This window comes from Rhodococcus sp. AD45-ID, assembly GCF_003023755.1.
GTDB lineage: Bacteria > Actinomycetota > Actinomycetes > Mycobacteriales > Mycobacteriaceae > Rhodococcus_F > Rhodococcus_F globerula.
Map to the genome: position 1 here is coordinate 3,341,863 of NZ_PYHL01000001.1, position 14,147 is coordinate 3,356,009.

Annotated in this window: 10 protein-coding genes; 5 read left to right on the top strand and 5 right to left on the bottom strand. The window is 61.2% G+C overall.

Going from position 1 to position 14,147, the window contains the following annotated elements:
- Window positions 1-129: 129 nt before the first annotated feature.
- Entirely contained in the window at window positions 130-1,503 is a 1,374-nt protein-coding gene (locus C7T36_RS15330; RefSeq protein WP_045066455.1) for a Wzz/FepE/Etk N-terminal domain-containing protein, read from the top strand.
- Here the strand turns inward: C7T36_RS15330 and C7T36_RS15335 are convergent.
- The gene (locus C7T36_RS15335; RefSeq protein WP_084702608.1) at window positions 1,485-2,531 is read right to left on the bottom strand and encodes a glycosyltransferase; all 1,047 of its coding nucleotides are present in this window, start codon (window positions 2,529-2,531) and stop codon (window positions 1,485-1,487) included. The two genes, C7T36_RS15330 and C7T36_RS15335, sit on opposite strands and share 19 nt — an antisense overlap.
- Before the next feature lie 72 nt (window positions 2,532-2,603).
- On the opposite strand from C7T36_RS15335, the gene C7T36_RS15340 reads away from it, so the two are divergent.
- Entirely contained in the window at window positions 2,604-3,863 is a 1,260-nt protein-coding gene (locus C7T36_RS15340) for an O-antigen ligase (RefSeq protein ID WP_146153442.1), read from the top strand.
- Here C7T36_RS15340 and C7T36_RS15345 read toward each other — a convergent pair.
- Both C7T36_RS15345 and C7T36_RS15350 read right to left on the bottom strand, forming a co-directional pair.
- Window positions 3,852-6,032 carry an oligosaccharide flippase family protein gene (locus tag C7T36_RS15345; RefSeq protein WP_052683458.1) on the bottom strand — a complete coding sequence of 727 codons (2,181 nt, stop codon included), beginning with the start codon at window positions 6,030-6,032 and terminating at the stop codon, window positions 3,852-3,854. The genes C7T36_RS15340 and C7T36_RS15345 overlap by 12 nt on opposite strands.
- A 6-nt stretch (window positions 6,033-6,038) precedes the next feature.
- Window positions 6,039-7,037, bottom strand: a complete 999-nt coding sequence (locus C7T36_RS15350; protein WP_204368970.1) for a glycosyltransferase family 2 protein — start codon at window positions 7,035-7,037, stop codon at window positions 6,039-6,041.
- Between the two features lie 75 nt (window positions 7,038-7,112).
- Here C7T36_RS15350 and C7T36_RS15355 point away from each other — a divergent pair, with 75 nt between their 5' ends.
- Both C7T36_RS15355 and C7T36_RS15360 read left to right on the top strand, forming a co-directional pair.
- Entirely contained in the window at window positions 7,113-8,000 is an 888-nt protein-coding gene (locus tag C7T36_RS15355; protein ID WP_146153443.1) for a hypothetical protein, read from the top strand.
- Window positions 8,001-8,095: 95 nt separating this feature from the next.
- The gene (locus C7T36_RS15360) at window positions 8,096-11,377 is read left to right on the top strand and encodes a LamG-like jellyroll fold domain-containing protein (RefSeq protein WP_052683459.1); all 3,282 of its coding nucleotides are present in this window, start codon (window positions 8,096-8,098) and stop codon (window positions 11,375-11,377) included.
- Between the two features lie 102 nt (window positions 11,378-11,479).
- On the opposite strand, the gene C7T36_RS15365 is transcribed toward C7T36_RS15360, so the two are convergent.
- A complete protein-coding gene (locus tag C7T36_RS15365; RefSeq protein ID WP_162487731.1) occupies window positions 11,480-12,028 on the bottom strand; it encodes a hypothetical protein in 549 nt (182 codons plus the stop codon).
- Window positions 12,029-12,112: 84 nt separating this feature from the next.
- Window positions 12,113-12,556, bottom strand: coding sequence for an adenylyltransferase/cytidyltransferase family protein (locus C7T36_RS15370; protein WP_084702609.1), 444 nt, complete (start codon window positions 12,554-12,556; stop codon window positions 12,113-12,115).
- Window positions 12,557-12,795: 239 nt separating this feature from the next.
- On the opposite strand from C7T36_RS15370, the gene C7T36_RS15375 reads away from it, so the two are divergent.
- Window positions 12,796-14,145 (top strand): UDP-glucose/GDP-mannose dehydrogenase family protein, encoded by a 1,350-nt coding sequence (locus C7T36_RS15375; RefSeq protein WP_045066460.1) that lies wholly within the window; start codon window positions 12,796-12,798, stop codon window positions 14,143-14,145.
- The last annotated feature ends 2 nt before the right edge of the window (window positions 14,146-14,147 follow it).

Genomic DNA, 14,147 nt, shown 5'->3' on the forward strand with positions numbered 1-14,147 from the left:
CACTCGTCTGTGCCGTCTGCTCGAAAGCGCTGGGCAAGCGAATGTAACCGTATAGTTGCAGGAAGGTTAGTCGGCAGTGCGAGGCATTGTCCACTTGGCCTGTTAAAATCGGAAGAAAGCGAAGAATGAGTGGAAAATTTATGGAATCTCGTTCGTGCGCGATGGATTCTGCTGATTGCGAGCATGTTGCTGGGTGTTATCGCTGGTGCTGTATACGCGGGAACGATCACCGTTGAGCACCGCTCGACGGCGGTCGTTTATTTTGCTGTCGACCGAGCCAAGACGGCCAGCGACTACACGGCAGGCAGCTCATTTGCGCAGAGTGTCATGCCTTCATTCGCTCAGATCGTGAAGTCGCCGGTCGTTCTCGATCCGGTGATCGAAGAACTCGACCTGCAGACAACGGCCCGGAGCCTCGCCGGCCGAATACAAGTGGATGTGCCGTCGAACACGACAGTGATGAACGTGACGGTCACCGACAAGACCAGTCTGGGCGCGGCGACGACAGCGAATGAGGTGATCCGACAACTCGGCGAGGCGGTCCGCACGTTGTCGCCTCGAGGTGAAGAAGCGACCAACCCCGCAATGAGAATCTCGACGGTATCTCCTGCGGTGGCGCCAGAGAATCAACCGACGGCAAGTCGGCTGACATTCGAATTACTCGGCGCGGTGGCCGGCTTGCTCGTGGGCGTGGCGATCGTGGGGATCTGGGAATCACTGACCAGACCTGTTCGATCGGCCTCGGACGTCGAGGCCGCGTCGTCGACACCGGTACTGGCGACCATCGCATTCGACTCCGGGCAGGTTGTGGCGTCCGCCGGCGCCGACCAGGTTGTGGCGTCCACCGATGTCAGAGGACCCGAGGGCGCCGTCGGGACGTTGGTGCTGCACACCAATATTTCAGCGTTGTGTGCGAAGAACGGCCACGTGAAGTCCGTTGCCGTAGTTCCCGTGACAGCAGGCGATGAGGCACGTGCAGTTGCCGTCGACCTCGCGAAGGTCATGGCCCGGGCTCGGAATCGAATTCTGTTTGTCGACACCGATCTGCGATCCGCGTCCGTCGCAGGCATGCTCGGCGCGGAATCGGTTCCTGGCCTCGCGGAGATTCTGCAAGGTTCCGTGGAGTTCGGTCAGACATTGCAGCTAACGAACCGACTGGATTTTGTTGCCGCAGGTAATGCAGAGGGAAACGCTGCGGAGCTATTGGTCAGTTCGCGGCTGAAGCCCTTTATCAGGGTGGAGTCAGCGCCATACAACATGCTCCTCGCAGTCGGTGGTGCGGCGATACCGGTAGCGGACGGCGCAACGTTGGCAGCTGCCACCGACATCACGGTTTTGGTGGCGCGGCGTGGACGTACTAAGCGTCGTGACCTCGCCGACGCCACCGACCGGCTGTCGGCTTCGGGTGGAACTCTAGTGGGTGTCGTTCTCGTGCAACGGCGTTCGGGCATCGCGCGTTTCCTGTTGCGGATCAAGAATCGGATTCAGGACGGTAGACGTTGATCGCCGTGTGGCCGAAGCATTCTTCGGTAGGCGTCGACATGGGCGAGGCCGAGTTGCGGCCACTTCCTGGCCGACAGGTCGGGGGTGTGGTCGGGCGCAGGGGCGGCGAGAGCAGCATCGAGTGCCGCTGTCGTGAGGGCGCCCTGGTAGAGGTGGACCCAGCCGGGACCGACCTCGTTGGCCAGAGCCCGGGTTATGTCGGTATCCGGAACCAATACGGGACGTTCGAGTGAGAGCGCGAGTAGTAGCGCGCCGGAGTTGTGCATGTTCTGATACGGGAGGACAACCAATTGTGCTGCGGTGATTTCCAGCGCCAAGGTGCTGTCCTCCACGTAGTCGAGGACAGCACTGATGCGATTATCCACGCCGGCAGCGGATTCCACGGCGGTGCGGAGTTCGTCGGTGCTCGGCTTGCCGACTATCCGCAGGCTGGCGCCAAGCGTGGTGACGTGGGTGAAGGACTCGAGCAGCAACTCGGTTCCCTTGTACGGACGGATCAAACCGAACGAAACAAGTCGGCCGGCCGTGGGGTCGGATTTCGGGTACCGCGCAAACCAGTCGGTGTAGTCACCATGAGGAATGAGTGCCCGATCGGTTCCCGTTGGCACAGTAGACAACTCGTTGAGAACGATCCAGGCTCGGGTGCGCCGATCGCACCACCGCAAAAGCGCGGCCTCTGTGCGGCTGCCGGTTTCGTGTGCTCGAACATTGTGTGCCGTGCGAACGATCGGCGTGCCAGTGAGCTGCAGCCGCACCATCAACATCATGAATCGTATCCGGGCGGCAGCCCGCGCGAGTGCGCCGTCGCGGCGAATCATTACTTCGGGCCAATGGATATGAAACACGTCGTAGTGGCCGAACAGTGCTGTGTTCCAACTGAAGTACTGGACACTTGCGCCGGAGTTACGAATCGAGTCGGCAAGTTGCACGACGTATGGGTTAGTTGTCCGGAATGGCCCGCGAACGGACAACAAGACTCTCAACGCCTCTCCGCCGGGTTGTTCGTCGTTGCCGATTCGAGGTCTCATGCGACCGTATCCTAAACATAGTGATCGCCTCGCGGCGCCGGTGGCTCGCCGTGAACATATCCGGGAGTGCTCGTGACCTTGCGACAATTCCGGCCGGACGCCGCGGTCGCACTGATCGTTCTCGTGTGGGCGATGTATGCGATGCCACGGCTCGTGCAGTCGCTGACGGGTACGAAACGACGGGCAACAGTAGGCGATGCGTTGCCGTTGAACCCGCTGGCAGTCAAGCTGGAACTGCTGTTGTTGCTGCTCGCATGTGCCTTGTGCGCGTTCGTCATTCTCCGCGGCACAGCGGCGTTACCTGTCGAGCGGCGTGTGCCGTTGGTGCTCATGCTTGCCCCATGGGTATATGTGGTGGTCAGGGATCTGTACGTCGATCACGTGCCGACGCGCGGCGGAATGCTGTACCCACTGTTGGTAATCGCGATCTGGATACTGCGGCCGCAGTTGAGGAAGTTGGCAGTGCTCGGGTATCTGGTGGTTCTGACCGCAGTGATATGCATTGCGTTGGGGACGTTCCTGCCGGAAAGCGGAATATTCATATCGAGTGCGGGTACTGCAGTGGCACCGACGAAAGAGATTCTGCCGCTGGGAATTCTGATCGGAATCTTCACCGACGGTAACAATCTCGGGCAGTACCTGGCTGTGGGTTTGCCGACTGTGATGCTGATTCCACGTCGAGCGGTACGTGCGGCGGGCATCGCCGTCGTCCTGTTCGCGATCGTGTGGACATCGTCGCGGTCGTCGTTGGCTGCTGCTGCGCTTGCATGCGGCGTGTGGGTGCTGATGACTGTTTCACCGTCCGTGCTGCGTCGCCCGATGTCATGGGCACTGGTGGGAGTGACCGCGGCAGTGATGATCTGGTGGCCCTTGTCAGCCCCCGCCGACGACGCCTTGACCAACCGCGGTGCGATCTGGCGTCACAGCCTGGAGACATGGCGGGACAATCCCTGGTTCGGTTCGGGGTCGAATTGGTATTCGGTTCTGCCGCAACACGTCGGGAGCCTCGGCGGGTTTGCGTTTCACGGTCACAACCAGTTCGTGCACACCATCGCAACCGGAGGATTGGTGTTCTTGTTCCTCGTGGCCGCGATGTTTCTGACGCTCGCTTGGGCGGCGTCGCAATGGGCTGTGCGCGGAGTCTTCCCGCCGGTGGCACTGTTGGTGGCCTTGTTCGCTTCGTCCACGTTGGAAGTTTCGTTCGGGTTCGTCGACCGAGCGTTTCTCGTTGCGGTGACCGTACTTCCGTTGATGTTCACCGTGTTTGCACCTTTTCCCGAGCGTGGTTCGCCGCGTGGGCGCAGAATGGTTACGACAGAGTCAGCTGCCTAATTGTGCGTGCAACCGATCAGCGCGGATGCGTCTGCGACTCAACTGCCAATCCCACGAGACCGCGGCAATCACCGCGAGCATCAGCCCGGTCACAGTGCCGGTAAACATGGTCAGGCCGCGGCGCGGCGTAGACGCAAATTCAGGTACGGGCGCCGGTATGACAGCGAGCTTGAGCATGTCCGGCTGTTCGATTTGAATCATCTGACCGGTGAAGTCAGCCAACTGCTCGGCGACGGCGTCCGCGATCTGTGCCGCGCCCTCAGCCGTGGGTGCCGTGACGGCGATCTTCATGGTTACGGTGTGGTTTGGGATGGTGACTTCGATGTCGCGGGCAAGGGACTCGACGGAAGTGTCGAGACCGAGGCGGCCGATAACCGGTTCCAGGACGGCAGCGGACGTGGCGAGCGCGGCAAACGAGCGGGTGAGCGAGAGTGCCTGTGGATAGCGGTCACTGATCTGGCGTGGTGTGCCGACCACTCCGAGTTGCATGGTGGCTTCGGATCGTGCGATGTAGGTTTGGGGAGTGGCCGCCGATGCCGAAAAAGCAACTGCCAGTGTCATTACCAGTACCGTCAGAAAGATGCGCCACCGTTTCTTGATGATGGTCAGGTAATCCCACAGCGTTACGGTGCCCGCCGATCCCGCGGCTGTGCCACCGCGGTCGTCCCGACGGCCGGACCTGGGAAGCGGACTTCGGTCGACAACTTCTTTCGGCGGTCGGGGAGGACGGCCGAGCGCCCTGCGTGCGAAATCGAGCATTGTCGTCAAATCGCTTCGGACAGTGGGAAAGAGGGCCGCAGAGACGGCAGCTCCGGCCAGAGCGCAGGCGACGCCCGCTGTCAAGGACGCGAGTGGTGCGACAAACAGGTGAGATCCGGCAAATGCGAGCAGTCCGGCCGGTGCTCCGAACAGCAGGATTGCGCGCAAAGAGTTGCGCAGCAACATCATGCTGTCTACGCCTGCAACGCGGTGAACGTGCCACAGCGTGACAAGCCAGTCCACCAGAAAGCCGATCGACGACGCTGCCGCAACTCCGACGGCGCCCCAGGGGAGTCCGGCAAGGGTGATCACGATGACGGCAGGCCGGAGAAACAGATACAGGCGCAACTGCGCGCCGGTCAGTCCATGAGACAGATAGACCCAGTAGCAGATTTGGGCGACTGATCGGAATATGCCGCCGATTGCAAGGAGCGCGAAAATCGGGGCCACGGCAGGCCACTGTTCGCCGAAGGCGACGGTGATCAGCGGCTCCGCTACTCCGGCGCTGATCGCGAGGGCTGAAGCGGTGACGTATCCGCCGATCAGTTGCGCTTTGGCCAGGTACCGCCCGTAGGTCACCGGGTTGTCTTGAACTTTGGAGAGAACCGGGAGTGCGACGTTGGTGAGTGGGGCGTTGATCTGGTTGAGCGGAGTCATCAGCAGTTGGTATGCGCGGTTGTACAGCCCGAGCGTGGTTGATCCGTACATCGCTCCGATAGCGATGCTGTCGACGTTCTTGGTGGCGTAACCGAGCAGTTGGGTGCCGAGTAGTCCGCCACCGAAACGAAAGAACCGTTTGATCGATACGTCTCGGCGTGGAAGCCCCGGACGCCACCGACAGATCAGGGCGCTGAGAACCAGCGTGGCAACAGCAACCATGACCAACTGCGCGACAATCGCCCAGTATCCGGCGCCCGAAAGTGCAAGCAGCACTGCCGTGCCGACTCCGATGGCATTTGCCAGAACATCGGTGGTGGACAGTGCTGTGAAGCGCAGACTGCGCATGAGTTCGGCGCGGAACTGGGTGGCCGCGCCGCTGACGACGAACACGCCCGCCACGGCAAAGACGATAGGTAAAAGCTCGGGCTTGTCGTAGATCCACACGATCAGTGGTGCCGCTGCCGACACCAGGACGCAACAGACGAATCCGATGCCGGTGTTAGCCCAGAACAGGTTGGTCCGTTCGGCGTCGCTCAACTGTTTTGCCTGCACAGCAGCTAGTGAGAGGCCGAAGTCACGGATCAGATCCGCAGCGCCGGTGATGGCGACGACCATAGCGACGATGCCGAAGTCTTCCGGCGTCAGCAGCCTGGCCAACAGGATCAACGACGCGGTTTGAACGACGAATTTCACCGCCTGGAACGCAAGCGTGACGCCGCCGCCCCTTGCGGCCTTGTCTGCGAGATTCATAGGGTCTCAGACACCGATCGGACGGCGGTACTCGAGGTAGGTCCGGCCGAAGGCGCCCGCGACGATTCCCGCGCCCCGAGCAGCGATTCGGATACCGTGTGCGCGATTACGCGGGCTGCGACCCAACACACCGAGCGTCGCGCGCGCTGTTCCGCCCGCCACTCGGGTCGCCCCGGCCAGTAGCAGCGCGCCGCGTAACCGAACGGTCTGCGCACTGCCCGAGGCGAGTTCCAATTCCGTACGAGCCCAAGAGTTTCCGATTCGATAGCGTCGACGTATTACCCAGTCGCGAGTGGCCCTTTCTGCTGGAACGACATCGGTCACCACAGCTTCGTCGCACCACACCAGCGTGAAACCGGCTCCGGTGTACCGGCGCGTGAACAGGCTGTCGGATCCACCGCTTGCGCTGAAATTTTCGTCGAACTGCAACGAAATAGAGCGGACCAGACGCAGATCGAGGAGCAGGTTGTTGGTCGCGGCCACACGGACTTCGGTGCCGGTGGGTAGGCGTCGGCGATCGAAGAAACCGCCGTCGGCGATCCAGGGATCGAGTGGCGCCGCAAACGCCGACACGACCGGACCGACAACTCCGTCGGCACCGGTGTGTAGGTGAGTGGCGAGCAGTGACGTCAGCCAGCCGGATGTCGGGCGTTCGTCGTCGTCGATGAACACGAGGAGATCGAAGTCGGCGGACTCGGCGAGCGCCCGGTTGCGTGCGGCCGCAATGCCGGGCGTCGGTTCGTGTACGTAGGTGATGCCGCTGCCGAACCGGGTTGCGGTTTCGCGCGCGCCGCCGTCGGGGTCGTTGTCGACGACGAGGACGGTGGGTTGCCGCATGCCGTACCCAACCGTCGCCTCGACGCAATGCGTCAGCAATTTCGGAATCAGCTCGATCAAGTCATCTGGGCGCCGGAATGTCAAAACGGCAACAACAACCGATAGGTTGGACGCGTGATTTCCGGAAAAAGAATCAATGGTCGAATTGTTACGTTTATTCCTGTTCACCAGGTTTATGATAGCGCTACATGTTTGCTGGAACGCGCCAATGGCGCAACGCTGGGGGAGAATGGAAGTTCTTCAATGTCGTGGAGTACTCGCCCTAAACGGTCCCTTCGTGCAATGGGTCTTGCTTTTGCCGCTTTACTTGCGGCCGGTGGTTTGAACATAGGGGTGTCAGGTGTCGTCGAGGCTGCTGTACCCACAACCTTCGGGTTGCCTGTGGGAACGCCTCTGCGTGTGCACAATGGGGACCTGACGATTCGGACGCCAGGCACGGTGATCGAGAACCTGGATATCCGTGGTTTTGTCCGGATCGAGGCCAGTAACGTGACGATCCGACGGTCCATCATCCGCGGGCGTGATCCGAAGCAGATCAATGAGGCGCTGGTCGCGGCCTACGGTGATCATCGGAATTTCCGGATCGAGGACACGACACTGCGGCCCTCGACACTGTCACCGTACGTCGACGGGCTCAAGGGTCGGAACTTCTATGCCAGGGGGCTCGATATCTCGGGTGTCGTCGACTCGGTGGTGGTTTTCGGGGACAACGTTGATTTCGGTTACAGCTGGTTACACGACAATTTGCACTATTCGCCGTGGCCGAAGCAATGGGACAACCAAACCCACGACGACAATGTGCAAATCGAGGGTGGCAGCAATATCTCCGTACACAACAGCCGTTTGGAAGGAGCGCACAACGCTGCGGCGATGATCACGCAAAACTATGCGCGGGGTGTGAACATCCAGATCAACGACAACATTCTGTCCGGTGGTCAGTGCACGATCAACGTCGACGAAAAGGGACGGGGACCGATCGGGTTGACGATCAAGAACAACAGGTTCGGGACGTCTGGAATCCGAGATTGTGGGATTCTCGCGCCCAAAACGTCCGTTGGTGATTGGCCGAGGAATGTTTGGATCGCTACCGGCACTGCCGTTCGGGTTCGCAATCCTCGAAAAACGAAGTAACCTGTCGATTGCTGGCGGCGGTTTTGCCTGTGAATTAAGCGCATAACGGGGGGGAAGATTCCGGGTGCGTTCCTTATTGCAACCAGGAGTACGAAATGGGCGAGATCGCCGGTATGCGCACCGACGGATATCAGGATCACCGGAAGAAATGGCGCGGTTTGGTCAAAGCGTTCGTTTCAGTGGGGACAGTTCTAGCGGTGGTGGGATCGCTGGGCATCGGTACAGCAACTGCTGATACCGCACCGACTGTCCCCACAATTCCGCGGACTGTGTCCGCGGATGCATTACCCACCGTTCAGGTGGACGGGGTGGTCTGGGCGCAGATCGTGGTAGGCAACACGGTGTACGTGACGGGTAAATTCGCCAACGCCAGGCCTGCTGGTGCGGCGCCGGGCACCAATCTCGTTCCGAGGTCGAACGCGCTGGCATACGACCTCGATACCGGCGAACTCAAGCCGTGGGCTCCGGCGCTCAACGGTCAGGGGCGTGCCCTCGAAGCGTCCGCGGACGGCAAAACCGTATTCGTTGGTGGTGATTTCACCAATGTCAGTGGCGTCAACCGGTATCGGCTGGCTGCTGTTGACGCGGATAACGGCGCGGTGCTCAACATTTTCACTGCGGCACTTGACGCGGGTGTGCGCGCTCTCGAAGTCCAAGGCGACACGCTGTACGTCGGCGGAATCTTCAATAGTGTTGGCGGACAAGCGCGTCAGCGGCTGGCGGCATTCAATGTCGCCACCGGTGCAGCTCTGCCGTGGGCACCGAAGGCCAACGCCGAGGTAATGGCCATCACGGCACCGCCAGGTAGCAACAAGGTTGTGGTTGGCGGTCGCTTCACGACGCTCAACGGTGCAAACAACGTCGGCGTCGGTTCTCTCGATGCCACATCTGCCGCCACTATCTCGTTTCCTACCAACGCGGTTGTGCGCAATTCCGGTATCAACTCCGCGATTTACAGCCTCAGCAGCGATGCCGGCACCGTGTACGGGACCGGCTATTCGTATGGGTCGGGAAACCTGGAGAGCGTTTTTGCTTCCGATGTTGCAACCGGAAATCTACGCTGGGTCAGCGGCTGCCGAGGCGACACGTATTCCAACGTCACGATTGGTGACGTGATGTACGTGGCCGGACATCCGCACGACTGCAGTCAAATCGGTGGTCTTCCGCAGACCGAACCGTGGAGTTACCAGTGGACGTTGGCGTTTCGCACGAACGCGGTCGGCCCCGTCAACTCGAGCGGCAACTTCGTCGGCAAGCCGGCACCGGAGTTGTTGCACTGGTTGCCGACATTGGCGCCCGGAACCTTCACGGGCCAGAAGCAGGCGGGTTGGTCGATCGCGGGAAACGATCGGTACATCGTCCTTGGTGGTGAGTTTCCGAAGGTCAACGGTGTGCCGCAGGAGGGGCTGGTTCGGTTTGCAATCACGGATCAGGCACCGAACAAGGAAGCACCGAACGGCTACAACGAGCTCCTACCCGTGCTGACCGGAGTGGCTCCTGGCACGGTCCGCGCGACGTGGACGGCAGCCTGGGACCGCGACAACAGCCACTTGACCTACGAACTGCTTCGTGGTGCCCAACTGTCGACTGCCACGGTCGCGGCTACCACCGCCAACGATGCGCAGTGGTGGAATCGTGGCCGGATGGGTGCCACGGATACTTCGGCGCCACCCGGTTCGACCCAGACGTATCGGGTTCGGGTCTCGGACGCATTCGGCAACAGCATGGTGGGACCGATAGCGACGGCCACGGTGCCGGCCGGAAGTGCGTCGTCGAGCACCTACCAGGAGATGGTTGCCCGCGACGGAGCCGTCCATTTGTGGCGCCTGGGGGAGGCGTCGGGGACTCTCGCGTCGGATTGGGCCGGTGATGCCGATCTGACTCTGAAATCGGCCCAGCGCAATGTCGGTGGTGCGATCGTCGGTGATCCGAACCCTTCCACGTCGTTCACGACCGGATCGAAGACGGGTGGGTCCGCACAGTTCGGGCCTCAGTCGTTCAGCACCGAGGCGTGGTTCAACACGACCACCCGTTGGGGAGGGAAGATCATCGGTTTCGGCAGCGCGAACACCAACAACAGCAGTTACAGCGATCGTCATGTGTACATGAGCAATTCGGGCCAGCTGTCGTTCGGTGCGAACGCGAACGGATTCCGTACGGTGACCAGTCCGACGTCGTACAACGACGGCAAATGGCATCACGTCGTCGGTGTCCTGGGGTCCACCGGGATGCGACTGTACGTCGACGGTGCGCAGGTAGCAGAACGTGTCGACACCGTTCAGGCTGAGTACCGCACCGCGGGGTACTGGCGGGTCGGCGGCGACAGCCTGGGAGGTTGGCCATCGGCACCTCTCAGTTCCAACTTTTCAGGCGCGCTCGACGAGGTCGCGGTCTACAACTCGGCATTGAGTTCGGATGCGGTGCAGGCGCATTGGCAACGTGGCCAGGGCGTGGTAGCTAATCAACCGCCGGTGGCGGCGTTCACCGAGACGGTGACGGATCTGGCAGTCGCCTTCGACGGCAGTACTTCCACAGATGCGGACGGGACCGTCGTTTCGTACGAGTGGAACTTCGGTGACGATGCGACGGGTGCCACGACTACGGGTCCGGACGCGAGGATGAACCATACGTATACGGCCGCCGGTACTTACAATGTGACCTTGACGGTTGTGGATAATTCAGGAGCGAAAAGCACTGCGACACATCCTGTTACGGTCCAGGATGCAATTGTCCCGCCGGACGGCGAGGTTGCCATCGACAACTTCGACCGTGAAACGATCTCGGGCCTCGGCGAAGCGCAGGTCGGTGGGACGTGGTCGGTGACCGGTGGTGGCGCCAAGGCGTCGGTGGACTCGGGTTCGGCCAAGGTGACGGTTCCGGCCGGCCGCTCGGCGACCATGTTGTTGCCCGCCGTTGCTGATGGTGACGTCGACGTGTCACATTCGATGTGGCTGGAAGCGATGCCGACCGGTGGCGGCGCGTATCTGTCGACCGTGCTGCGGAGTGGGGCTTCCGGCGATTACCGTTCGCGGGTAAGGATTCTCGCTGACGGTTCGGTACAGGTGTCGTTGACCAAAGTGGTGGCGGGTACCGAAACGGTGCTCGGTTCGGTCGTGACATTGCCTGGACTGACGTACACGGCAGGTAAGCATCTGCGGGTCCGTGCCCAGGTTCTCGGTGTGTCACCGTCGACCTTGCAGGTAAAGGTGTGGGACGAGGAAATGTCCGAGCCAGTGCAGTGGACCAGATCCGTCACCGATTCCACTCCTGAACTGCAGCAAATGGGTTCGTCTGGGTTGGCTGTGTATATCTCGGGGTCGTCCACCGAGGCAGTGGTGGTCCGGTTCGACAACTTCGAGGTCGTTGAACCGGAGTAGACGTGTATACGACACCGCCCGCCCCTGCGATTCGAGGAGGCGGGCGGTGTCGTACTTTGGGGAGTAGCCAGCGGTACGCGATACTGATGTGCTCTGTCGTTATCAGCGAGCGACGGCGATGACGTTCTGGGAATCGCTGTGGCCTACCTCGAATACCGCGGAGTCGAGCCCGTCCGCCGGTATCTGGAACACGTACACACCCTGTCTGTGGTCGCCTGGAGGTAGCAGTCCGTCGACTGGTGTGGCTGTATCCATTGCGCCGGGAGCAGCCGGCAACCCGTCGCCGTAGAAGGCGTTGACAGTCAGGCTGTCCAGTGAGATATCAGTGGTGGAATTGTTTACGAAGTCGAGCGTCACACTCAGGCCGCTGCCGGCGATCTCACCGGGGCCGTTGGCGGTGAGTTCGAGCGGTTCGGCACTCACCGCCGTTACCTCGAGGCCGTTGGACAGTGGGCTCGGTTGGTTGATCGGCACCGGCGGCAGCGTCGAGATGTTCTCGGCGCGGTCTTCGGTGATACCGGGTGACGGCGGCGTGCCGACGGTGACGCCTGGCGGCGGTGTGGCGATGGCGCCGGTCGGCGTATCGGAGGTGGCCAGGCTGGAACAGCCTGTGAGGGCAGCTACCGCCAGCAGCGCGGAGGCCCCGACCATCCGCGGCGATGATGCGAACTTGTGAATAAGTGATGTCCTCATCGATTGCCGCCCGTTTCCTGCAAGATTGTTGTGAAGCATGGTCTACTCGGTGCCGGTCTGCCGCGAATTGACGGACTTTTCCAGGGCTGCGCGCAGCAGGGTGCTGGAGGTGTCGAGCGTGTAGGGAAAATAGACAACCTCGACACCGACCGCAGCGAATTCCCGCTCCAGTGCAAGACCTTTCGGCGTTCCTCGCCAGTCGTCTCCCTTGAAGATCGCGTCGAAGCCGATGTCGCGCCAGGTATCGATCTTGTGTGGCTTGGTTTCGGCGACGGCCTCGTCGACGCAGTTGATGCTTGCGACGATTGCGATCCGCTCGGCGAGAGGAATTACCGGATTGCGGCCTTTGGCGAGGCGCGCCATCTCGTCGGACACAACCCCTGCGATCAGGTAGTCGCATTGGCTCGCTGCGTGACTGAGGATATTGAGATGCCCGATGTGGAACATGTCGTATACGCCGGGTGCGTAACCGATGCGACGGGTCACTGTTGCCTTCCTGCGTGAGGTTTGCCGGAAATGCGGTCAGGCCGCTTTTTCATGTATGTCCGGTTCCGGTGTCGTGGTCACTAGCTAGTTGCTGATTTCTGCATGCTCATGCCAGTTACCAGGGAGAATATCGCACTTGTCGATGTAAGGTGAAGAATAACGGTTGGATAGCCCATCTCGGCAATTTAACCGCAACATCTTTTCGGTCCCGGGGGATAGCCGATTTCAGTGGAGGCTAAGTGTTTGCACGACGGATAGCTGTTGTCGGTACGGGGTACGTAGGGCTGACAACCGGTGCATGTTTGGCGTCACTCGGACATCATGTGATCTGCGCCGACGTCGACGAGGACAAGATTCGACGGTTACGCGACGGAAAGGTGGACATCCTCGAGCCGGGCCTGTCGGAATTAGTCGTGGAAGGGCTTGCTGCCGGCCGTCTTTCGTTCACCGTCGGCGCGGCGGTCGCGCTCGAACAGCATGCCGAGGGTGTCGAGGTGGTATTCCTCTGTGTGCCTACACCGATGGGTGTCGGTGGCGTTGCCGATCTGCGAGCTGTCGAGGCGGTCCTGGACGAAATCCGGGACACACTCCCGGCTGGTTGCGTGATCGTGAACAAATCCACGGTCCCTGTCGGCACCGCCGTCCGAACCGCTGAGTTATTAGGCCGATCCGACGTCGCAGTCACCAGCAATCCAGAGTTCTTGCGAGAAGGTGCCGCAGTGCGCGACTTCCTCAACCCCGACAGGATCGTCGTCGGTGGGGAGGCCCAGGACGCTGCAGAACGCGTCGCGGCGCTGTACTCCAGGCTCGGTGCGCCGACAGTGCTCACCGACTCGGCAAGTGCCGAATTGGTGAAGTACGCGGCCAATGGATTTCTGGCTATGAAGTTGTCGTACGTCAACGCGGTAGCCGAACTGTGTGAGCGACTGGGCGCCGACATCCTGGATGTGACGGAAGGTATGAGCTACGACCGCAGGATCGGTCGTGAGTTCCTCAATCCAGGTCCAGGTTGGGGTGGATCGTGCCTCCCGAAGGACACGCAGGCGTTGCTTCAGGTGGCCGATGCGGCTGATTTCGAGTTCCGTCTCATGCGGGCGTCGATCGATACGAATACTCGTCAACGTCAGCGGATGGTCGACAAAATTCGACTGGCAGTCACGGGCAATCGAAACGGCTCACTCAGCCACTCGCGCGTGGCCTTGCTCGGTTTGACCTTCAAAGCGGGCACCAATGATCTGCGTGATTCTCCAGCCCTTGTGATCGCTGCTCTGCTGCGGCAGGCCGGCGCTGAGCTGGTCGGATACGACCCCGCACTTCCCGCGTCGACGTCGCATCCGGATTTGGAGGGCATCGAACTGGCCGTTGACGCTTATGCCGCGCTCGCACAAGCCGATGCCGCCGTAGTGCTCACGGAATGGCCGGAGTTCCGGACGCTCGATTGGCCGCGGATCGCCGGGCTGATGGGCACCGCGCGAGTGATCGACACGCGAAATCTGCTTGACGGAGACGTCCTGACTCGGGCAGGTCTGACCTGGACCGGAGTGGGCCGACGTCAAGCCGTAGACGCCGCTGTTCTGGCGGGGCAGTAGAG